Source organism: Micromonospora sp. HM5-17, from assembly GCF_003762835.1.
Classification (GTDB): domain Bacteria; phylum Actinomycetota; class Actinomycetes; order Mycobacteriales; family Micromonosporaceae; genus Plantactinospora.
This window is the reverse complement of the sequence record NZ_RJWA01000001.1, coordinates 1,005,302-1,026,026: the sequence shown is the minus strand read 5'-3', so window position 1 is coordinate 1,026,026 and position 20,725 is coordinate 1,005,302. Positions and strand designations below refer to the sequence as shown.

The window sequence follows — 20,725 nt, the reverse complement described above, 5'->3', positions numbered from 1 at the left end:
AGGTGGGGCTCGGTGGTCAGCTGGAGCCGCCGAAGACCCACAACACGCCCTTGGCGAAGGCGTAGTCCAGCCCGGCCACGATCGTCAGCACCACGGCGACGAACACGACCACGACGGCGGTGTAGGTCAGCAGCTCCTTACGGGTCGGCCAGATGACCTTACGCAGTTCTGCCACTACCTCGCGGAAGAACCGGCCAAGCCGGCCGAATATTCCGACCCGGCCCGGCTCCGTCTTGGTCTTCCGGCTGTCCGCCGAGTCGGTCTTCGTCCGTTCCCGGGTGGCGGTACCACCCCGGGAAACCAGCTCGTCCGCGTCATCGTCGACGGCGTCGTCGAGCCTCTCGCTCTCGAGACGGCCGTTGTCGTCCTCGTCGCGCCGATCCTTCTCGGCCACTTCGCCCTCCGTCGCCGGGTGGTGGGTACGCGCGTCGGTGAACGCGCGCTGCGCTGGTCACGCCGGCCCCGGAGTCTCCGCCGCGGGCGCCGACCGCCCCCGACCGAACCCCCGACGACCGCCCCGGGACGGCCCGCGGCCGGCGGAACTCGGTGGACCGGACCGGAGCGGACGCTCCGCTCGGATCGGCCCCGCCGACACCACCAACACGGACCGGTCGCCAGTGGTGACGACGCCGATCCCGGGATCGGTCAGGCCGTAGGCGCAGGGGTGACAGGACTTGAACCTGCAGCCTGCGGTTTTGGAGACCGCTGCTCTGCCAATTGAGCTACACCCCTGTGGGGGCAGCCGAAACCTGACCAGGCATGCATGCCTGAGCAGGGGTCACTTGCCCCACGGCGGACCAGTGTACGGGTAGAGGCACGACTTTCCCAACCGGTCTGCCCACGCACGCCCGCGGCCGGCCTCAGCGCGACATCCGGACCAGCGCCCGGGCCTGGGCGAGCACCTTCTCGCCCTGGCAGGTGGCGGTGAGGTCGAGCCGGGTCAGCCCGTCCTCGGTGACCTCCCGGACCGTCGCCCTCACCTCGATCTCGGTCCCGTGGTCGTCGTCGGGCACGACCACGGGCCGGGTGAACCGGACACCGTACTCCACGACGGCGTCCGGGGAGCCGGCCCAGCCGGTCACCGCGCGACCGACCAGCGCCATGGTGAACATGCCGTGAGCGATCACCCCGGGCAGGCCGACCTTGGTGGCGATCCGGTCGCTCCAGTGGATCGGGTTGAAGTCACCCGAGGCCCCGGCGTAGCGGATCAGGTCCGCACGGGTGATCCGGAAGGTCTGCGGCGCGAGATCCATGATCAGCCCTCCCCGCGTACGACGAGCTTCGACCAGACGGTGACCACCGGCTCCCCGGCGACCGTACTGACGTCGGTGCGGGTGGTCAGGAAGCCGTGCCCGCCCCGATTCGTGATCTCCTCGACGGTGTTGACGCAGACCAACTCGTCCCCGGCCACCACCGGACGGTGGTACCGGAACCGCTGGTCGCCGTGGACGACGCGGCTGTAGTCGAGGCCGAGCGCCGGATCCTCGATGATCTGCCGGCTCGCCGTCATCGTGATCATGATCGGGAAGGTGGGCGGCGCCACGACGTCGGGGTGGCCGAGGGCCCGGGCGGCGTCCGGATCGTGGTACGCGGCGTCCGTGGCGCCGATCGCCGTGGCGAACTCTCGGATCTTCTCGCGCCCCACCTGGTACGGGGCGGTCGGCGGATACGTCCGGCCGACGAAGGACGGGTCCAGGGACATGCCGCCGAACCTACACGGCCGCGAGCGAGGTGCTGCTCCCCCGGTTCGGGTGGGCCGGGTCCGCCAGCCGGGGGCCACCGCCCCGGCCCGCGCGAGCGCGATCCCACTGGCGCCACCGCCGACCGGCGGACGCCGTGGTGCCCCGGCGGCCGGCGCGGGTCGAACCAACCCCTGCCGCCACACCCGCCCGACACCGGACGCGAATGGCGCCAGACGGGACGCGGACGACGTCAGACAACAAGCATCGCCGTCCCGGACGCGGACTCGAGCGGGCTCGCGGCACGCTCGGCCGGGTCGGAACGGCGATCCTACGAAGCTGCGGGGCCGACGCGGGTCGGCCCGGAGGTCAGCGGGTCTCGCGGTGCAGCGTGTGCCGGCCGTCCCGGGGGCAGAACTTCTTCAGCTCGAGGCGGTCCGGGTCATTGCGGCGGTTCTTGCGCGTGATGTAGTTGCGCTCCTTGCACTCCACGCACGCCAAAGTGATCTTGGGACGAATATCGGTCGCCTTGGCCACGGCGGGGCGCCTTCCTCGATAACGGACTCAATGACGAACGTACCAGCGTAGACGCCTGCCACGCGGACACGCAAAGTGGGCGCCGGAGCGCCCCTTGTCCCGGCTCCCCGGGTTTGCCCGGCAGCCGAAGCGTAGCGGTGGCCGGACTTGAACCGGCGACACAGCGATTATGAGCCGCTTGCTCTGCCAACTGAGCTACACCGCCGTAAACGGGTCCAGCTGAACCCTCTGAGCCCCCTTACGGAATCGAACCGTAGACCTTCTCCTTACCATGGAGACGCTCTGCCGACTGAGCTAAGGGGGCGCACGCGATCTTTCCCGTAGGCGCGCAGGGGTAAGAGTACACGGCATCCGGCGGGAGGTGAAATCAGATCCCCCGGTACCGGTCCGAGCGACCGATTCCGCGGGCCGCGGAGCCACTCAGGGAACGACGCGCAACCGTCGCGCGTCGCCGACGGCAGGGTGCGGCTCGGGCTCCGACCGCGCGGCGAACCAGGCCTCCAGCCGCTCGTACGGCAGTGGGCGGCTGAACAGGAAGCCCTGTCCGATCTGGCACCCGATGTCCTGAAGCAGCTCCAGGGTGAGTTCGCTCTCGACCCCCTCGGCGACCACCGCCAGGCCGAACTGTTGGGAAAGCGTCACGATCGCGTTGACGATCGCCAGGTCCACCGGGTCGGTCGCCATGCCCTGCACGAACGATCGGTCGACCTTGACCTCGTTGATCGGCAGCCGGCGCAGGGACGACAGCGAGGAGTGCCGGCTGCCGAAATCGTCGACGGAGAGCCGCACCCCGAGGTCGCGCAGCCGGCGCAGGGCCGGCACGGCGCGCTCGGTGCCGTCCAGCACGCCGGCCTCGGTGATCTCGAAGGTGAGCAGTTCGGGAGCGACGTCGTACTCGGTCAGCAGTTCCCGCACCCGAGCCGGGAACTGCGGGTCGGCGAGGGTACGCGGTGCCAGGTTCACCGCGACCGCCAACGGCCGGTCACCGTCGGCCCATTCCCGGCTGCGTCGCAGCGCCTCGCCGAGCACCAGCTCGGTCAGGTGTCCGAGCTGCCCGGTGTGCTCCGCCACCGCCACGAAGTCCTCCGGCGCGACCACGCCGTGGGCGGGATGCTCCCATCGGGCCAGGTACTCCACCCCGAGCAGCCGCCGGTCCGTCAGCGAGACCTTCGGCTGGTAGTAGACCTCGACCTCGGCGTTCTCCAGGGCGCGGCGTAGGTCGCTGGCGAGGCCGAGCCGGCGCGACGAGCGCGACTCGAGTCCCGGGCTGAACAGCTGGATCCCCTCCGGGGCCGCCTTGGCCTTGGTCACCGCGAGGTCGGCGCGTTGTAGCAGGGTGGCGGGGTCGTCGCCGTGGTCGGGGTGCACCGCCACCCCGACCACCGTGTCCACGTCCAGGACCAGCACGTCGAAGACCATCCGGTCCCGGATCTGCTCGCGCAGCTCGGCGGCGAGGACGAGGGCGGCGTCAACGCTCTCCATCCGGAGGGTCACCACGAACTCGTCGCTGCCGACCCGCCCCACCAGGGCGCCCGGCGGGGCCGAGGCGCGCAGCCGGGCCGCCACCTCGACCAGCACCTTGTCCCCGGCGGCGTGTCCGACCGACTCGTTGACCTGCCGGAGCCCGGTCACGTCGAAGAGCAGCAGCGCCACGACCTCGTCCGGCGCACGGACCCGCACCGCCTCCTCGAGCGCGCTGGTCACCCGACGACGGTTCGGCAGGTTGGTCAGCCCGTCGTGGTACGCGTCGTGTCGCAGGCGGTCGACCAGGCGGGAGTTCTCCAGGGCCACGGCGGCGTGCGCGGCGATCGTCTCGAGGATCGGTACGTCGGCCGGGGTGAAGTGGCCGATTGGCCGCCCGCCGATGCGGTTGACCACCTCCAGCGACCCGACCACGGCCTGGCCGGACCGCAGCGGTACGACGATGACGTCCTTGAGATGTGCGTCACGCAGCTCGTCCAGCAGCGCCGGCTCGCCGCCGAGCCCGGTGCCGACCGCGATCGTCCGGCCCTGCTCGTGGGCGCGCTGCCGGAGCGCCGCCGGGGTACGGGAGAGGTCGAGCAGTCCCGGATCGTCGACCCGGGCGGTCAGCAGCACCTCCGGGTGCCGTCCCTGCGCGGGTAGCCACAGGGTGGCGTACTCGGCCCGCATCAGCGCCCGGACCCGACCCAGCAGCGCGTCGGCCAGGGTGCCGTCCTGGCTGCTCGCACTCACCGCCTTGGTCAGCTCGTACACGTCGGCCAGTGCGCGGTGCTGCCGGAAGAACTCGCCGTAGGACCGGTAGATCAGAAACACCGCGATGCCGATGGCGAGCAGGGGCAGCACCGACCACCAGGTGGCGCGGATACAGATGGCGACGACGAGCCCGGCCGCCACGTTGAGGACGACGCCGACCAGGCCCGGCCCCGCGGTCCGCACCGTCTCCCAGCCGGCCTGTGCGCCGTTCATCGCCGCGAAGACCGCGGCCACCGCGGCGAGGGTGACCAGCGAGTGGATCCCGACGGTGGCGGCGAGGATCGCCCAGGTGCCGGGCCCGAACCCGCGCATCGGCGGGAGGGCGCGCAGTACGAGGCCGGCGACGGTGACCGCCACCGCCGCCCGGGCGACGTTGAACCAGAGCTGCGCGGGTACGTGCCGACGGCGCAGGCTGGTGATGAAGGCGCTCAGTGTGAAGACCGCCGACACGGTCAACGGTGGTAGCAGGTAGAACGCGAAGAGCAGGGAGACCTCGTTGAACGAGATGCTCATCGCCTGCCGGCGGATGACGATCTGCAGCACCTGGCGTTCGGCCAGGAGCACCAGCCCGAGCAGGCCGATCGCCAGGTGCCAGTTGCGAAGCGGATCGTCCTCCAGGACACCGAGCACGAGCGCGAGGACCACCGAGACCATCGCGAGCGGGCCGGTGACCAGCCAGGCACGGTCAGCAGACCGACGTGGTGATGCCGGGCGATCGGGCATGTCGCTCCCGATGTTCGAGGGCGCCTTCGGCAGCGTGAACTAGTGCCAGCTGAAGTCGCTCGTGAAATACGCCGGCTCGCTCGCGGACGTGCCGGCCACCGTCTCCGAATTTGCGGAGTCTGCGATCGCGAGCTGACCGGACTGCGTGGACCCGCCCGTGCTGGCGGCGTAGCTGCCAATGGCGAGCACCGCGAGCAACAGGAGAGAGCCTACGTGCCGGCCCAGCCTCCGTGCAGGCATTGGTTGCTCCCGTCGAGATGAGGTGGAGGAAGTAGACGTTCCATGATGGTGCCACAGTCCGCGGTCGCCGCAAAGGCGTCCACCATCCAACGGGCCGGGCGTCCGCCGTTTCCAACCGGTTGGTAGGGACTGCTCCGCCGGCCGGCCGCAAGCAGCTCGCCGGCAAATCGCCGACGTGATTCACTCCCCGCTCAATGCGACTCATCACCCGTACCCCACTGCCGTTAACAAAGCCCACTGATGAGGCAACGTACCTAAATAACTTCATCCACTTCAGTCCGGGTAATGCGGACGAAGTGCCGCAGCCGCGCGACGGAACCGAGCAATATGAGTCGGACATGTCCGATCCGAACCTCCATATCAGACCGTCGGCCGGAGCGGTCGCCGTCCGGACTGGCGACGCGGGCGGCTCGGTGTCGTCGCCGCGCCGCAGGTCGGGGTCGAGGCCGCGCCTCCACTCCGTGCAGACCGGTCAGGAGCCCATCGCCACGGACGTGTCGACGGTGAACGCCCCGGCCCGCGCGGCCGCCGCGGCGTCCCGGGCCGCCTGGTCGGCGAGCCGCGGGGTCGGCGTCGTCCCGAGCAGCACCAGCTCGTGGTAGAGCGGCGCGGTCGCCGCGACGAGCAGGCGATACGCGTCGACGTCGGCACGGATCTCACCCCGTGCCACGGCCCGCCGGACCACGGCCGCGCTGCGGGCGTACCGATCGGCCCAGAACGCGCGAAGGGCCTCGGCCGCCGGCGGCGACCGGAGCGCGGCGGTGATCAGTGCCGACGTGATCGGGGGATCGGCGGTCAACGCGGCGTACACCTCGTGGTTGAGCGCCCGGAGATCGTCCTTCGACGCTCCGGGAGTACCCAATGCCTTCCCAGCTCAGCCTGCATGCCGTCACCAAGTCGTACGGCGAACGGATCATCTTCGACGAGGTCAGCCACGCCATCGCCCCGGGCGAACGGACCGGGATCATCGGCGAGAACGGCTCCGGCAAGTCCACGCTGCTACGGCTTCTCGCCGGCCGGGAGCACCCGGACGAGGGGCGGGTGGTCGTGGTCGCCGAGGGCGGCCTCGGCTATCTCGGTCAGGACTCACCGCTGCCCGGACACCTGACCGTACGGCAGGTGATCGACAACGCCCTGGCCGAGCTACGCGAGATCGAGGCACGGCTACGGGCGCTGGAGCCGCGGCTGGCGGCCGGGGACGCGGGCGACCTGGCCGAGTACGCCGACCTGACGGCACGCTTCGAACTCCGGGGCGGGTACGACGCCGACGCCCGCGTGGCCCGGACGCTACACGGCCTCGGCCTGGCCGGGATCGACCAGGACCGCCGGCTCGACCACCTCTCCGGCGGCGAGCAGGCCCGGCTACACCTCGCGGCGGTGCTCTCCGCCGGTTCGGAGATCCTGCTCCTCGACGAACCGACCAATCACCTCGACGACGCCGCCCTCACCTGGCTGGCGGAGCACCTGCGGACCCGGGGCGGGACCAGCGTCGTCGTCTCGCACGACCGGATCTTTCTCGAGCAGGTCGCCACCACCCTGGTCGAGGTGGACGCCGACCGCCGTACCCTGCACCGCTACGGCGGCGGCTACCCCGGCTACCTCGCCGAGAAGGCCGCCGCCCGGCGACGGTGGGTCGAGGCGTACGAGCGCTGGCGGACCGAGGTCGAGCGGCTGCGCGAGGTCGCCTCGACCAGCGCCCGCGCCGTCGCGCCGGGCCGGATGATGAAGGACCGCAACAAGGTGGCGTACGACCGGCACGGCGGTCGGGTGCAGCAGTCGGTGGCGAGCCGGGTCCGCAACGCCGAGCAGCGGCTCCGCCGACTCCTCGACCGGCCCGTGCCGCCGCCACCGCAGCCGCTCCGGTTCGCGCTCCCGTCGAGCCTGTCGGCGGCGTCACCCGTGGCGTCGGCACCGTCGCCGACGGCGCCGCAGATGACGACGGCCGCGGCCCGGCCCTCGGCGACGACGTCGAGCGCGCGGGCGGAGTCGGCGTCGGTCGGCCCGGCGAAGTCGGTACCGACCGGGCCGACGACGGAGACGCCGACCGGGCACCCGGTCGCCGGTCCGCTGCTGGAAGCCGTGGCGGTCACGGTCGCTGATCGGCTCCACGAGGTCTCCCTGACCGTACGGGCCGGCGACCGGCTGCTGATCGACGGTGCGAACGGCGCGGGCAAGAGCACCCTGCTCGCCGTGCTCGCCGGTCACCTGTCCCCCGACGGTGGGCACGTACGACGGCGGGGACGGTGCGGTTACCTGCCGCAGGACCCCGTCGTCGCCGACCCACGGCAGAGCCTGCTCGCCGCGTACGCCCACGGGCTGCCCGGCCCGCCGGAGGAGCACCGTGACCGCCTCCTCGGCCTGGGGCTGTTCCACGGGGACCAGGTCACCGTCCCCGTGGGTGCGCTCTCCACCGGCCAGCGACAGCGGCTCGCGCTGGCCCGGCTACTCAGCGCGCCCGCCGACGTCCTGCTGCTGGACGAACCCACCAACCACCTCTCGCCCGGGCTGGTGGAGGAACTGGAGGCGGCCCTGGCCGACTTTCCCGGTGCGCTCGTCGTGGTCAGCCACGACCGCCAGCTCCGGCGACGCTGGCGCGGCGCGCGCCGCACCATGGCCGCCGGCCGACTCCACGCCGGAGCCGAGGTCGTGGCGTAGTCCGGAGCAGACGGTACGTGGGAACCCGACGATGAGCCACCGCACCACCGCCGCCGCGGGGCGACGGTCGTACCGCCGCTCGGCCCGTCGCGAGGCGACCTGAGCCGGCCATGCCGTCCTCGCACCACCGGGCCGGAGCCGTTCAGGTGGACGGCGGGTCCGGGGTGACGGACGGCAGCGTGGTTGCCAGAAGGGACTGCAACGCGTACGCGCGGGCCTCGATGACGCGGATCCGGGCGGCGTGTTCGCCGGGTTCGCGGTGGGCGAGTTGGCCGGTCATCTGGCCGGGCCACTTCCGGTAGAGCAGGCCGGGTTCGGCGATGAAGTAGCCGTCGGTGAGGACGTTGGCGGCGATGATCAGGCCCGTGTCCTCGCTGGCGGGGAGGGCCATCCAGCCGCCCAGGGCGACCAGCAGGTCTCGGCGCATGCACAGGGTGGCGGGGTGGACGGGCACCCGGTAGTCGTGGGCCTTCCAGAAGGCGAGGACGGAACCGCGGCTGATGGGGCCCTCGGGCGGGTCCTGGTCCCATTCCTGGGCGGTGCCGTCGGGAAGCAGGTCCAGGACCCGGGAGGTGGTCCAGCCGATGTGCGGGTTCTCGGTGAGGACCGCGATGTCCCGGGCGAGCGCGCCCGGGGTGAGCTGGTCGTCGGCGTCGAGGACCTTGACGATCTCGCCCTCGGCGCGGGCGAGGGCGAGCGTACGAGCGACGCCGGGGCCGCCGGGCCGACCGCTGCCGGGCACGATCCGGGGATCGTCGGGAAGGTGGTCGACCAGGAGCCCGTCCTGGCCGTCCTCCTGGACGAGCCACTGCCAGTCCCACCCGTCCGGCATCGTCTGTCCGGCCAGGGAGGCGTAGGCGTCGGCGAGGTAGCCGACGCTCGGCCAGTGAACCGGGGTGACGACCGAGACGAGACGCCTCACCGGTGCCACCGCCTCAGCGTGGTGGTGAAACAGAGCTCCGTCCGGTCGCCGGGGAAGACGATGTCCGCGACCTCGACCACCCGGTCGGTGGTGTCGTACGACGTCTTGCGCACGTCGAGGACGGCGACGCCGGGTTCGATGTCGAGGAGTTCCGCCTCGTCTGGCAGTGGAGGCCGGGCCCGGACGACCTCCTCGATCCGGTCCAGCTCGATCCCCACCGTGAACAGTTGGTGTTGCGTGCCCCCGGGCCAGGGTTCGTGGTCAGCCGACAGGAGTTGCGTGTTGGCCTTCACGTAGTCGTACGGCAGGTACGAGTACGACAGCGACAGCGGGGCGGTCTCGTGCCGGGAACTGGTCCAGTACGTCCGGCGCAGCAGCAGGGTGCCGACCGGCAGACCGAACGCCGCCGCCATGTCCTGGTCCGCCTCGACCTGCGAATACTCGGCGTGGAACGTGAGATCGTCGACGGTCAGGCCGGTGTCGTGCTCCGTCCCGCCGGTGCGACGCCGCTCGGCCTCGTCCCGCAGGACCCGATCCTTCTCCCACTGGTACCGCTCGGTGGTGCGCCGACGGATCCGCTGTCGAGGCTCCCGCACGTACGTGCCCCGGCCCGGTTCGGCCCGGACCAGGCCCCATTCCCGCAGCTGACGGATGGCGTTTCGGACACTGCTCCGCGACAGCCCGGACGACGCGGCCAGCTCCGTGTCGCCGGGCATGGCCGCTCCCGGAGGCAGTTCTCCGTTCACGATGCGTTCGCGCAGCTCCTCCGCCAGTCGCAGGTAGCGCGGACGCCCGTCACGGGAACTCACGCCGCCGACGCTACCGCCTCGGACGGTCGTCCCGGGCCTCACCAGGCCCACAGCGCGGGCCGATCCCGCGTGCCCGGTGGTGTGCCCGATGGACCGGACAACCAGGGGCGATCAAGGTCACCAAGCATCAGAAGGCGAAGAAGGCCCCTGACCAGGGTTATGGCTGGTCAGGGGCCTTCTCAGGCACCTGGTGGCGGGTCGAGGATTCGAACCTCGGTAGCTTTCGCGACGGATTTACAGTCCGCTCCCATTGGCCGCTCGGGCAACCCGCCTGGGCGTGCCGCCCCGTCGTGCGCGGCGACGGGAGCAAGGATAGCGGTTACATCGGGGGGCCGTGCAACCGGGTACGGTCGGCTTGTCGTGCCGCCGCCCGGGCGGCCCCGGCACACCGTCACGATGCATACAGCAGGAGCGGAGACCATGGCAGCCAACCCGTCGTTCGACATCGTCAGCAAGGTCGACCGGCAGGAGATCGACAACGCCCTCCGGCAAACCGAGAAGGAGCTTGGCAGCCGATTCGACTTCCGGGGCACCGGCGCCACCATCTCCTGGGCGGGCGACCAGGCGGTCACGCTGGAGGCGGAGACGGAGGAGCGGGTCAAGGCCGCCCTGGACGTGTTCAAGGAGAAGCTGGTCAAGCGGAACATCTCGCTCAAGTCGCTCGACGCCGGCGAACCACGCCAGTCGGGCAAGGTATACAAGATCGACTGCCGGATCATCCAGGGCATCGCGCCGGACAAGGCCAAGGCGATCAGCAAGAAGATCCGCGAGGATGGTCCGAAGGGGGTCCAGGCGCAGATCCAGGGCGACCAGCTGCGGGTCACCGGTAAGAAGAAGGACGACCTGCAGGCCGTGATCGCGATGCTCAAGGCCGAGGACTTCGGGATCGCGCTCCAGTTCACCAACTACCGCTGAGCTGCGCGATATCCAGGTGCACCGGGGCGGCCTCCGTGGAGGCCGCCCCGGTCTAGTCCTGGGCCGCCGTAGCCGCCGGCTCCCGGGTCTCCTCGATGATCCAGCGCAGGTAGTCCGGGTTGCCGTCGAGAATCGGCAGGGCGATCACACACGGCACCTCGTACGGGTGCTCCTGGTGGCTCCGCGCCACGATCTCCGGCACCAGCGCCCGGCGGGTGTGCAGCGCGACCCGGGCCTCGTCCTCGTCCTGGACGTTCCCCTCCCACCGGTAGATCGAGCGGATCACGGCGATGTTGTGCCCGCAGGCGGCGAGCCGGTCCGTGACGAGGCGGCGGGTGAACTCCGCCAGCCAGTCCGCGTCCGCCGCGGTGATGATCACCTCGCAGGTCTCCTCCATGCCAGGAGGCTACGATCCCGGCGCCGATTCCGACCATGGGGTGGGTGGCCCGGGACCGCCGGCACGGCGGGGAGACCCGCCTTCGGGACCGCCGGCGGGCCGGCGGCCGGCGCAGGCTAGCTCGGGTCGGTGGCGAGGGCGCGTTCGAGGCGTACCACGGCCATCGCCTCGGCCCGGGCGATCGAACCGGTCGGCAGCGCCGCGACCACCGCGGCGGCCGCGACCGCCAGCCCGGCGAAGACGAAGGCCCACGGTACGCCGACCAGGTCGACCAGGACCCCGGCCCCCGCACCACCGGCCGCGTTCGCCGCCACCGCCACGGTGACCATCCAGGTGTACGACTCGTTGAGCATGCTCGCCGGCGAGATCCGCCCGATCATGGTGTTCTCCACGGTCAGGGCCGGCGCGATCGTGGCGCCGCCAACCACCAGCGCCACCCCGAGCGCGACCGGGCCGGGCATCACGGCGAAGACCCCGAACGTCACCGCGAGCAGGGCGAGGAGCCGGGCGAACTGCCGGGTGGCGTTCCGGGCCGGCGGCCGGGTGCCGAACCAGAATCCACCGATCGCGCTTCCGGTGCCCCACATCGCGAGCAGGATCCCGGCCACGCTCTCCGCGTTGGGCGCGTCGTGCGCGCTGGCGTACGCCGGGACCGCCACTCCGGCGGCACCGAACGCGACACCGAGCCCGGCGACGCAGAAGAGCAGCGCCGGGAACCCACTGACCCGCAGCGGGCCGAGTCCCCTGGCGTGGGCCTCTCGCGGATGCGGGCGCCAGCTCCGCATCACCCGGCCGAGCGCGACGACGACGGTGCCGACCAGCGTCACCACCGCCACGCCGAGCAACGCGGCCCGGGCATCGGCGACCAGCACGAAGAGCGCGACGAGGGACGGACCGACCACGAAGACGAGCTCGAAGAGGGAGGTCTCCGCGGCGAGCGCCGTGTTGCGCAGGGCATAGCGGCCGGAGGCGGGGTCGGTCAGGTCGTGCCACGCACCCCGGATCGCGGCGGTCATCGGTGGGTACGTCGCTCCGGCGAACGCCGACGCAACGACGATCATCATGAGTGCGTCGGCTCCGGCGCGGCTGACGAGCAGCAGCCCGACCAGCGCCGCCGGGTGCGCCACGGCGGTGACCAGGAGTACCGGGCTGGGGCCGACCCGGTCCGCGATCCGGCCGGCGATCGGGCTGACCGCGGCGCCGGCGAGCGCGTACACCCCGCCGGCGACGGCGGCCAGCGAGTACCGGCCGGTGACCTGCTCGACGACCAGCAGCAGGGCCAGCGGCGTCATGCCGATGCCGAGCCGACCGACGATGCCGGCGATCAGCAGCATCGGCGCGCCGGGGATCCGCCACACCTCCAGGTACTGACGCAGCGCGGTCACCGGCAGGCACTCCTCGGTCGTGAAGGTGTAACGCGTGGATTCGGTTCCGACCATAACCAAAGCCCGCCTCGGGCTGAACCGGGTTACCACGCCCGCCGAGGCCCCACTCCGCCAGCACACCCCGCGGCTCGGCATCGGCGGAAAGCCATGGGATGAGGCTCACGCGCCACACCCGACCCGACCCACCCGGCCCGGTTCGGCCGTCGCCGGACGGCGCCGATCCCCGGCCCCGACCACGTCCGGACACCAGACGCGGGCCGGCCCCGGCTCCGTGGACAGGAGCCGGGGCCGAGGCCCGTGATGCGCGCTCTACACCGGTTACCGGGCGAAGCCGGTGTACGCCATCTGCTCCAGGCGGCGTACCCGCTCCTCCATGCTCGGGTGGGTGGAGAAGAGGGTCGCCAGCCCGCCGCCCCGGAACGGGTTGTCGATCATGAGGTGGGCGGTGCTGGTCAGCCGGTTGTCGGCCGGCAGCGGCAGCCGCTGGGTGCCGGCGTGGATCTTCCGCAGGGCGCTGGCCAGGGCCAGCGGGTCGCGGGTCAGGGCGGCACCGGAGGCGTCCGCCTGGAACTCCCGGTTCCGGCTGATCGCGAGCTGGATCAGGGTGGCCGCGATCGGGCCGAGAATGATCGTCAGCAGCAGGACGGCGGGGTTCGGCGCGTCCTCGTCGTCCCCGCCGCCGAGCGGGATGAACCAGGCGATGTTCGCCAGCATGGTGATGATGCCGGCCAGGCCGGCGGCCACGCTGGAGATCAGGATGTCCCGGTTGTAGACGTGCGACAGCTCGTGGCCGATCACGGCCCGCAGCTCCCGGTAGTCCAGGATCTGCGTGATGCCCTGGGTGACCGCGACAGCCGCGTGCCGCGGGTTACGTCCCGTGGCGAACGCGTTGGGCTGCATCGTCGGGCTGACGTACAGCCGGGGCATGGGCTGACCGGCCTCGGCGGCCAGTTCGCGGACCATCTGGTAGAGCGCCGGGAACTCGGCCTCGCTGACCGGCCGTGCCCGCATCGCGCTCAGGGCGAGCTTGTCGGACCAGAAGTAGCTGGCGGCGTTCATAGCCAGCGAGACGATCACAGCGATCACCAGACCGCTGCTGCCGCCGAACCAGTAACCGACGCCGAGGATCAGAGCGGTGAGCAGGCCAAGTAGCGCGGCTGTTTTGAGACCGTTGTGGTGGCTACGCACGATCACTCCTTCGGTGCGCGGGCCGGTGGGCCCGCCAACCGGTGCAACAATCGAGTCCCCACCAACAATCCGGATATGACTGTGAATTACCTGGGAAAACGCCGCACGGTCACTGGGCGGCGACGTCCAGGACGAGTTGCGGGGCGAAGCCGACGACGATCGCGACGACGGTGGCGGCGGCGAGCGCGGCGACAACCGCCCAGCCCGGGCGAAGGGCCGCCGGCCCGGACACCGGCGCTCCGCCCGCCGGGGCGGCCGGCGCCGCCGGGTCCGTCGGGGTGGGGGGCGCCGCGGCCTCGTCGCCGGCCCGGGTCACCGCCGGCTCCGGGGCGTAGAGCGTCGCGGCGACGCGTACGTAGTACGCGAGCCCGACCACCGCGTTCAGCGCGACCACCACGGCGAGCCAGCCGGCGTCCCCGGCCAGCAGCGACCGGACGACGACGACCTTGGCGAAGAGCCCGGCGAACCCGGGTGGCAGTCCGGCCAGCCCGACCAGGGCGAGCACGAACGCCGCGCCGACCCACGGCCGGCGCCGGGCCGCGCCGCGGTAGTCGGCGATCTCGCCACCGTCGGCGACCACCGGGCGCAGCGTCACCACCGCGGCGAACGCGGCGAGTTCCAGCAGGACGAAGAAGACGGTGTACGCGACCGCCGCGGCCACCGCGGCATCCAGCGCCTCCGGGGTCCGGCCGGCCGAGCCGGCAAGCGCGCCGAGCGGAGCGAGCACGTAGCCGGCCTGCGCCACCGACGACCAGGCCAGCAGCCGGACCATCCGACGCTGCCGCAGCGCCACCAGGTTGCCGACCGCCATGGTCAGCACCGCCACGACCGCCAACACCGGGCCGGTGACCTCGGTCGGCAGCGGGGTCGGTACGACGGGCGCCGCCGGCGGGGCGGTCGGCGCCGACGGGACCGCCGCCGGTCCGGGACCGGCGCCGACGACGGCGAGCAGCGCGACCACCCCGCCGAGCTTGGAGGCGGTGGAGAGGTATGCGGCGATCGGCACCGGTGCCCCGTCGTACGTCGCCGGGGCCCAGGCGTGGAACGGCACCGCCGCCACCTTGAAGACCAGTCCGAGCACCACCAGCGCCACCGCCACCACCGCCAGCGGCGGCTCCGGCGGTGTCGGCCCGGCCGCGAGGGCGGCGCCGAGCGCGCTCAGGTGCACCACCCCGGTGACCGCATAGAGCAGCGCCGCACCCAGCAGGGTCACCGCGGTCGCGACCACGCTGACCACGAAGAAGGTCAGCGCCGCCTCCGTTCCGGCAACGCTGCGCCGCCGGAGCCCGACCAGGACGTACAGCGGCAGGGTCAGCGTCTCCAGGGCCACGACCAGGGTGATCAGGTCGCCGGCCGCACCGAGCACCACGCCGCCGGTCATCGAGCAGGCGAGGAGGAAGCAGTACTCCCCGGACGGCGCCTCCCCGGCGCGCAGCAGCGGCGCCGACAGCGCCAGCACCGCGAGGGTGAGCAGGGCGAAGAGGCAGCCGACCAGGGCAGTCCGCCCGGTCGCCTGGTAGGAGCAGGCGGTGCCGACGCAGAACGTCCGCCGCGGGCCGTCGAGACCGACCAGGACGGCGCCGAGCCCGGTCGCGGCGGCTCCGGTCGCGACGACGGCCATCGTCACGCCCCGCCGGGCCACGAGCAGGTCGGCCAGGAGCACCAGTACGGCCGTACCGGCGGCCAGGTACGCCGGCACCAGCGCCACGTTGTCGACGGCCTGGGTCACGCCCACCACCCGCCCGCGCTCTCGCCGGTCACCCGCGTGCCCCGGTGCTCCGGCTCCACCGTGGCGACATCCGCGGAATCGAGACGGGTGGGAATCATCGGATCGCCTCCAGCAGGGCCGCGACCGGCGCCTCGGCGACCCCGAGCACCAGGGCCGGGGCGAGCCCGATCACGAGGGCGAGCAGCACCAGTGGTCCCCAGACGGCCACCTCCGCCCCGGCCAGGTTCGGGGCGAGGGCCAGCACCGCCGGGGCGGCCGGGCCGTGGGTGACCCGGCGCAGCAGCCGGAGCAGGTACGCCGCGGTGAGCGCCCCGCCGAGCGCCGCCAGCACGGCCAGGGTGGTCCAGAGCGCCCCTCCCCGCTGCCAGGCCGCGGCGACGGCGAACGCCTCGCCCCAGAAGCCGGCGAGGCCGGGCAGGCCGAGCGAGGCGATCGCCGCGAAGCCGAGCAGGCCGGCCAGCCGGGGGGTGGACTCGCGCAGCCCACCGAGTTCGGCCAGCGCCCCGGTGTGCGTACGGTCCTTGATCGCCCCCACCAGGAAGAAGAGCAGCCCCGTGATCACCCCGTGCGCGATGTTGCCGATCAGCGCCGCCTGGAAGCCGGTGGCGGTCAGCGTGGCGATGCCGAGCAGCACGAACCCCAGGTGTCCGACGCTGGAGTACGCGATCAGCCGTTTCAGCTCGCTCTGCGCCAGGCAGACCAGCGAGCCGACGACGATCGCCGCGACGGCGAGGATCCCGAGCACCGGGGCGGCCCACCGGGCGCCCTCCGGAGCGACGCCGACCGCCACCCGGATCAGCCCGTACGTCCCCATCTTCAGCAGCACCCCGGCGAGGATGACGCTGCCCACCGTCGGCGCCTGGGTGTGCGCGTCCGGCAGCCAGGTGTGCAACGGCCAGAGTGGACTCTTCACCGCGAACGCGATCGCCAGCAGGGTGAACGCGGCGAGCTGGGTGCCCCGGGACAGCCCGGTGCCGCCGGTCAGTGTCACCAGGTCGGCCGTGCCGGCGGCGGTGGTGACGGTGAGGACGCCGACCAGCAGCAGCACCGAGCCGAAGAGGGTGTAGAGAACGAACTTCCGGGCCGCCCGCCGCCGGTCCGCGTCCCCCCAGACCGCGATGACCGCGTACATCGGGAGCAGGACGACCTCGAAGAAGAGGAAGAAGAGGACGAGGTCGAGGGCGAGGAAGGTGCCGAGGATGCCGACCTCGACGACCAGCAGCAGCGCCACGAGGGTGCGGCCCCGTCCGGGGGCCGGCACCCGCCAGAGCAGGGAGCCGCAGCAGAGCAGGGTCAGCAGCGCGGTCAGCACGACGAGCGGGTACGAGACCCCGTCGACGCCGAGGTGGAACCGCAGGTCGAGACCGGGCACCCAGGGCAGGTCGAGATCGTGCCAGGGGCGCACCCCGGGGGCCCCGGCCGAGGATGGCAGGTAGGAGAACCAGTCGCCGGAGCCGCCGACGGCGAGCAGCGCGCCGACCACCAGGGTGGCGGCGGCGAACGCCGTACCGGTGACCCGGGCCGCCCGGTCGAGCCGGGCCGGGAACAGGGCGAGCACCAGCGCACCGAGCGCGGGCAGTCCGACGGTGGCGGCCAGCCCGACCCCGCCGAGGGTGAGGTCTCCGCCGCCGGTCACGTCGCACCGCCCCAGGCGAGCGCGGCGGCGCCGAGCAGCAGCGCGCCGGCCAGCACCGCGGCCGCGGCTCGGGGTACCCCGGCCCGATGCAGCAGCTCCAGTCCGCGGCCGAGCCCACTGGCACCCCGGCCGGTCCCCTCGACCGCCCCGTCCACCACCGTCTCGTCGGCACGCCGGGCGAACCGGCCGAGCGCCCGAACCGGCCGTACCACGAGGGTGTGCTGCACCTCGTCGAGCCAGAGGGCGCGGGCGAGGGCCGGGCGGAGCGGACCCAGCGCGGTCGCCGGATCGGTGGCGGGATCGGCCCGCCACCGCCACCAGGCGAGACCGGCGCCGAGGAGCAGCAGGGCCACCGGGATGATCACGAAGCCGTCCGGGTGCACCTCGGCCAGGTCGAGCGCGGACCGGAACGGTGCGACGAGGACGAGCAGGCCGAGCGCCACGGTCGGTACGGCGAGCAGAAGCATCGGCCAGCGCATCGTCGGGGGCGGATCGTGCGGGGACCCGGCGGTAGTCGGTGCGGGCGCGCTGGCCGGCGCGTCGATCGGCGCGGTGCCGAGGGTCCGGTCCGCCCCGGGGGTCGGGGCGTCCAGCGCCGCGGCCTCGGGCGTGTCGGTCGGCGCGCCGTCGATCGGGTGGGGGGTCGCCCGGGACGGGCCGAGGAACGTCCGCAGCAGCAGCCGGGTGGCGTACCAGGCGGTCAACGCCACCCCGACCAGGCCGGCGATCCAGACCAGCCAGCCGACCCAGGCGGCGGTCGGGCCGGCGTGGTGCCGGGCGACCCGCTCGGCGGCGACGAGGATGCCGTCCTTGCTCCAGAACCCGGACAGCGGCGGCGCCCCGGAGAGCGCGGCGAGGCCGAGCGCCGTACACCAGAAGGTGACCGGCATCGGACGGCGCAGTCCGCCCATCGCGGAGATCAGGTTGCTGCCGACGGCGTGGATCACCGCTCCGGCGGAGAGGAAGAGCAGCGCCTTGAAGGCGGCGTGGCTGAGCAGGTGGAACAGCGCGGCCGGGGGCGAGCCGACGGCGAGGGCGCCGGCCATGTAGCCGAGTTGCGAGACCGTCGACCAGGCGAGCACCCGCTTGATGTCGTCCTGGGCGGTCGCGGCGAGCGCGCCGAGCAGCAGGGTGACCGCGCCCATCACGCCGAGCACCGCCAGTGCGGCCGGTGCCCGTGTGAAGAGCGGGAAGAGCCGGGTCACGGCGTAGATCCCGGCCGCGACCATCGTCGCCGCGTGGATCAGCGCGGAGATCGGGGTCGGGCCGGCCATCGCGTCGGGCAGCCAGGTGTGCAGCGGGAACTGGGCACTCTTGCCGGCCACCCCGGCGAGCAGCAGCAGGCAGGCGGCGGTGAGCTGCCCGGCGGAGAAGTCGTGGGCGAGCACGTCGGCGATCCGGAAGCTGCCGGCGGCCACCCCGAGCACCACGATGCCGAGCAGGAAGCCGACGTCGCCGACCCGGGTCACCAGGAACGCCTTCACCGCCGCGGCCGGTGCCTCCGGCAACCGCCGGTCGTGACCGATCAGGAGGTACGAGCAGATGCCCATCACCTCCCAGCCGACCAGCAACAGGATCAGGTCGCCGGAGACCACCACCAGCAGCATCGCCGCGGTGAAGAGACTGACCTGCGCGGCGTACGGGGCGTACCGGTCATCGTCGCGCAGATAGCCGACCGAGTAGACCTGCACGGCCAGTGCCACGGCGGCGACGGCGACCGCGACCAGGGCGGCGGCCGGGTCCAGCCGGACGGCGAGGGCGACCGCGAGGCCGCCGACGTCGACCCACTCGGCGGCGGCCTCGGCGGCCCGGCCGTCCAGGGCGATCACCAGCGCGACCGCGACCGCGAGCGAGACCGCCGCGCCGGCGATGCCGAGGGCCGCCGCGCCGGTCCGGGACCGCTGCGGCAGCAGCAGCCCGAGCAGGGCCAGCCCGAACGGTACGGCCGGCAGCAGCACGCCCAGCGTCACCGGCCCGGTCATGTCTCGGCTCCCCGCGTCGCCGGTCCCGGAGCGGCGGGCGAGGCCGGTGACGCCACGGTCGCCTGCGGTCCGCGGTCCGGCGTGTGCGTGTCGAGGCGTACGTCGTCGACCGCGATCGTGCCGCGTAGCCGGTAGAGCTGGAGCACGATGGCCAGCCCCACCCCCACCTCGGCGGCGGCGATCACGATGACGAAGAGGGTGAACGCCTGCCCGGTGTACGGCAGGGCGGCGGCGGTCTCGGCGGCCGAAGACGGTTCCGGGGCGACCGGGGCCGGGGCGGGTCGACCGAGGGCCGTGGCCAGCGGGGCGGCGTTGGCGGTGACCAGCAGCAGGTTCACCGCGTTGAGCATCAGCTCCACCGACATCAGCACCAGGACGGCGTTGCGCCGGCGCAGGACGCCGTAGACGCCGAGCCCGAAGAGGAGCGCGGCGACGACGTACGGGATGACGGGTCTCACCGGCGCCGCCCGGGGATCCGTACGCTGACCGCGATCGCCCCGACCAGGGCGGAGAGGAGCAGGACGGAGAGGACCTCGAACGGCAGCACCCAGGAGCCGAAGATCTCGGTGCCGAGCCGTTCCGCCGTCCCCGGCTCCGGCAGTTCCACAGTGGACCACCGGTACGCGTCGACGAGCAGTACGGCCAGGCCCAGCCCGGTACCGCCGCCGACCAGTGTGGCCGGCCAGCCCGGCCGGTCGAGGTCGTCGGCGGCCCCGATCGGTGCCCGGGTCAGCATCACCGCGAAGAGCAGCAGGACCACCACCGCGCCGACGTAGATCAGCAGCTGTACCCAGGCGACGAGCTCGGCGGTGAGGACCAGGAAGATCCCGGCGACCGCGCCGAGGCTGACCACCAGGTAGAGGCCGGCCCGGACCAGGTGCCGGGTGGTCACCACCAGCGCACCCGCCCCGACCGCGACCGCGCCCAGGGCGAGCATCAGCACGTCGGCGGTGGTCACGTCGACTCCCTCCCGCCGGACGCCTCCGGATTCCCGGCCGACCCCGGGCCGGCCGGTGGGCGGCGGGCGGGGCGGCGTATCCGTACCTCCGGACCGGCTCCGCGCTGCCCGGCCGTGGCCGGGGCGGCGGCCTTCCTCGCGGCGGTCGCCTCCTCCTTCGACGGTTCACCGTTGGGGTCGTGCGCGGGCGGGGGTGGCACCGTGGCCACCCACTGGCCGAGGCGGGTCTTGTCGTGGAGCAGGTCCCTGATGTCGTACTCGGCGTACTCGAACTCGGGCGACCAGTAGAGCGCGTCGAAGGGACAGACCTCGACGCAGATGCCGCAGTACATGCAGAGCGAGAAGTCGATGTCGAAGCGGTCCAGGACGTTGCGCTGGCGGGGCCGGGCCGCGCCGGGCATCGCCACCTCCTCCTTGTGGGAGTCGATGTAGATGCACCAGTCGGGGCACTCCCGGGCGCAGAGCATGCAGACCGTGCAGTTCTCCTCCAGCAGCGCGATCACACCCCGGGAGCGGGGCGGCAGCTCGGGGGCGACATCCGGGTACTGCTGGGTGTGTGCGCGCCGGGTCATCGTCCTGAGGGTGACGGCCAGCCCCTTCGCCAGCCCTTCGCCGGGGAGGCCCGTGCGCTCACTCATGCGCCATATCCTGCCGTGTCGGCGCGTCCCGCGCGACCACCCGACCGTCCGGACGGACCCGGAGACGCGTGAGACCGTGGTGCGACCCCGCCGGGGG

19 protein-coding genes and 4 tRNA genes are annotated in these 20,725 nt (G+C 72.8%); 2 read left to right on the top strand and 21 right to left on the bottom strand.

Features of this window, described 5'->3' with window-relative positions; genetic code table 11:
* Window positions 1-16 precede the first annotated feature (16 nt).
* The 9 genes from secE to EF879_RS04625 all read right to left on the bottom strand — a co-directional run bounded on the left by secE (window position 17) and on the right by EF879_RS04625 (window position 6,276).
* Window positions 17-394 (bottom strand): preprotein translocase subunit SecE, encoded by a 378-nt coding sequence (secE, locus tag EF879_RS04670; protein ID WP_123554888.1) that lies wholly within the window; start codon window positions 392-394, stop codon window positions 17-19.
* Window positions 395-659: 265 nt separating this feature from the next.
* Window positions 660-732: transfer RNA gene (locus EF879_RS04665), tRNA-Trp, on the bottom strand.
* Window positions 733-860: 128 nt separating this feature from the next.
* On the bottom strand, window positions 861-1,253 hold the full coding sequence (locus tag EF879_RS04660) for a MaoC family dehydratase (RefSeq protein WP_123554886.1): 393 nt from the start codon (window positions 1,251-1,253) through the stop codon (window positions 861-863).
* 2 nt (window positions 1,254-1,255) lie between these two features.
* Window positions 1,256-1,702 (bottom strand): MaoC family dehydratase N-terminal domain-containing protein, encoded by a 447-nt coding sequence (locus EF879_RS04655; RefSeq protein WP_123554884.1) that lies wholly within the window; start codon window positions 1,700-1,702, stop codon window positions 1,256-1,258.
* A 346-nt stretch (window positions 1,703-2,048) separates the two neighbouring features.
* Entirely contained in the window at window positions 2,049-2,216 is a 168-nt protein-coding gene (gene rpmG / locus EF879_RS04650; RefSeq protein WP_123554882.1) for a 50S ribosomal protein L33, read from the bottom strand.
* Between the two features lie 132 nt (window positions 2,217-2,348).
* Window positions 2,349-2,421: transfer RNA gene (locus EF879_RS04645), tRNA-Met, on the bottom strand.
* 26 nt (window positions 2,422-2,447) lie between these two features.
* Window positions 2,448-2,520: transfer RNA gene (locus tag EF879_RS04640), tRNA-Thr, on the bottom strand.
* Between the two features lie 116 nt (window positions 2,521-2,636).
* The gene (locus tag EF879_RS04635; protein WP_123554880.1) at window positions 2,637-5,174 is read right to left on the bottom strand and encodes a bifunctional diguanylate cyclase/phosphodiesterase; all 2,538 of its coding nucleotides are present in this window, start codon (window positions 5,172-5,174) and stop codon (window positions 2,637-2,639) included.
* A 712-nt stretch (window positions 5,175-5,886) separates the two neighbouring features.
* Window positions 5,887-6,276: a TetR-like C-terminal domain-containing protein gene (locus EF879_RS04625; RefSeq protein ID WP_123554876.1), complete on the bottom strand. Its 390-nt coding sequence runs from the start codon at window positions 6,274-6,276 to the stop codon at window positions 5,887-5,889.
* Between EF879_RS04625 and EF879_RS27945 the strand changes: the two genes are divergently transcribed.
* Window positions 6,276-8,069 carry an ABC-F family ATP-binding cassette domain-containing protein gene (locus EF879_RS27945; RefSeq protein WP_123554874.1) on the top strand — a complete coding sequence of 598 codons (1,794 nt, stop codon included), beginning with the start codon at window positions 6,276-6,278 and terminating at the stop codon, window positions 8,067-8,069. The two genes, EF879_RS04625 and EF879_RS27945, sit on opposite strands and share 1 nt — an antisense overlap.
* Before the next feature lie 142 nt (window positions 8,070-8,211).
* Here EF879_RS27945 and EF879_RS04615 read toward each other — a convergent pair whose 3' ends face one another.
* The 3 genes from EF879_RS04615 to EF879_RS04605 all read right to left on the bottom strand — a co-directional run bounded on the left by EF879_RS04615 (window position 8,212) and on the right by EF879_RS04605 (window position 10,072).
* Window positions 8,212-9,000: a glycosyltransferase gene (locus EF879_RS04615; protein ID WP_233604215.1), complete on the bottom strand. Its 789-nt coding sequence runs from the start codon at window positions 8,998-9,000 to the stop codon at window positions 8,212-8,214.
* Complete coding sequence (locus tag EF879_RS04610; protein WP_233604214.1) at window positions 8,988-9,800, bottom strand: GntR family transcriptional regulator; 813 nt, start codon at window positions 9,798-9,800, stop codon at window positions 8,988-8,990. The genes EF879_RS04615 and EF879_RS04610 overlap by 13 nt, the downstream gene beginning before the upstream one ends.
* Before the next feature lie 188 nt (window positions 9,801-9,988).
* Window positions 9,989-10,072: transfer RNA gene (locus EF879_RS04605), tRNA-Tyr, on the bottom strand.
* Between the two features lie 148 nt (window positions 10,073-10,220).
* Here EF879_RS04605 and EF879_RS04600 point away from each other — a divergent pair.
* The gene (locus EF879_RS04600) at window positions 10,221-10,715 is read left to right on the top strand and encodes a YajQ family cyclic di-GMP-binding protein (protein WP_158624110.1); all 495 of its coding nucleotides are present in this window, start codon (window positions 10,221-10,223) and stop codon (window positions 10,713-10,715) included.
* A 52-nt stretch (window positions 10,716-10,767) separates the two neighbouring features.
* Here the strand turns inward: EF879_RS04600 and cutA are convergent, their stop codons facing one another.
* The 9 genes from cutA to EF879_RS04555 all read right to left on the bottom strand — a co-directional run bounded on the left by cutA (window position 10,768) and on the right by EF879_RS04555 (window position 20,628).
* Window positions 10,768-11,112: a divalent-cation tolerance protein CutA gene (cutA, locus tag EF879_RS04595; protein WP_123554870.1), complete on the bottom strand. Its 345-nt coding sequence runs from the start codon at window positions 11,110-11,112 to the stop codon at window positions 10,768-10,770.
* 116 nt (window positions 11,113-11,228) lie between these two features.
* A complete protein-coding gene (locus EF879_RS04590; RefSeq protein ID WP_123555423.1) occupies window positions 11,229-12,497 on the bottom strand; it encodes an MFS transporter in 1,269 nt (422 codons plus the stop codon).
* Window positions 12,498-12,815: 318 nt separating this feature from the next.
* Window positions 12,816-13,685: a zinc metalloprotease HtpX gene (gene htpX / locus EF879_RS04585; RefSeq protein ID WP_123555421.1), complete on the bottom strand. Its 870-nt coding sequence runs from the start codon at window positions 13,683-13,685 to the stop codon at window positions 12,816-12,818.
* A gap of 109 nt (window positions 13,686-13,794) precedes the next feature.
* Entirely contained in the window at window positions 13,795-15,420 is a 1,626-nt protein-coding gene (locus EF879_RS04580) for an NADH-quinone oxidoreductase subunit N (RefSeq protein WP_123554868.1), read from the bottom strand.
* Between the two features lie 88 nt (window positions 15,421-15,508).
* Window positions 15,509-17,050 (bottom strand): NuoM family protein, encoded by a 1,542-nt coding sequence (locus tag EF879_RS04575; RefSeq protein WP_123554866.1) that lies wholly within the window; start codon window positions 17,048-17,050, stop codon window positions 15,509-15,511.
* A complete protein-coding gene (locus EF879_RS04570) occupies window positions 17,047-19,032 on the bottom strand; it encodes an NADH-quinone oxidoreductase subunit L (RefSeq protein WP_123554864.1) in 1,986 nt (661 codons plus the stop codon). Before EF879_RS04570 ends, EF879_RS04575 begins: the two co-directional genes overlap by 4 nt.
* Window positions 19,029-19,490, bottom strand: a complete 462-nt coding sequence (locus EF879_RS04565; RefSeq protein WP_123554862.1) for an NADH-quinone oxidoreductase subunit K — start codon at window positions 19,488-19,490, stop codon at window positions 19,029-19,031. Before EF879_RS04565 ends, EF879_RS04570 begins: the two co-directional genes overlap by 4 nt.
* A complete protein-coding gene (locus EF879_RS04560) occupies window positions 19,487-19,990 on the bottom strand; it encodes an NADH-quinone oxidoreductase subunit J (protein ID WP_123554860.1) in 504 nt (167 codons plus the stop codon). Before EF879_RS04560 ends, EF879_RS04565 begins: the two co-directional genes overlap by 4 nt.
* A complete protein-coding gene (locus tag EF879_RS04555; protein WP_123554858.1) occupies window positions 19,987-20,628 on the bottom strand; it encodes an NADH-quinone oxidoreductase subunit I in 642 nt (213 codons plus the stop codon). Before EF879_RS04555 ends, EF879_RS04560 begins: the two co-directional genes overlap by 4 nt.
* Window positions 20,629-20,725 lie beyond the last annotated feature (97 nt).

Coding starts and splice junctions, on each gene's coding strand:
- EF879_RS04655 (WP_123554884.1), bottom strand. CDS start 1,702: ATGTCCCTGGACCCGTCCTTCGTCGGCCGGACGTATCCGCCGACCGCC.
- cutA (WP_123554870.1), bottom strand. CDS start 11,112: ATGGAGGAGACCTGCGAGGTGATCATCACCGCGGCGGACGCGGACTGG.
- EF879_RS04660 (WP_123554886.1), bottom strand. CDS start 1,253: ATGGATCTCGCGCCGCAGACCTTCCGGATCACCCGTGCGGACCTGATC.
- EF879_RS04600 (WP_158624110.1), top strand. CDS start 10,221: ATGGCAGCCAACCCGTCGTTCGACATCGTCAGCAAGGTCGACCGGCAG.
- EF879_RS04635 (WP_123554880.1), bottom strand. CDS start 5,174: ATGCCCGATCGCCCGGCATCACCACGTCGGTCTGCTGACCGTGCCTGG.
- EF879_RS27945 (WP_123554874.1), top strand. CDS start 6,276: ATGCCTTCCCAGCTCAGCCTGCATGCCGTCACCAAGTCGTACGGCGAA.
- EF879_RS04570 (WP_123554864.1), bottom strand. CDS start 19,032: ATGACCGGGCCGGTGACGCTGGGCGTGCTGCTGCCGGCCGTACCGTTC.
- EF879_RS04555 (WP_123554858.1), bottom strand. CDS start 20,628: ATGAGTGAGCGCACGGGCCTCCCCGGCGAAGGGCTGGCGAAGGGGCTG.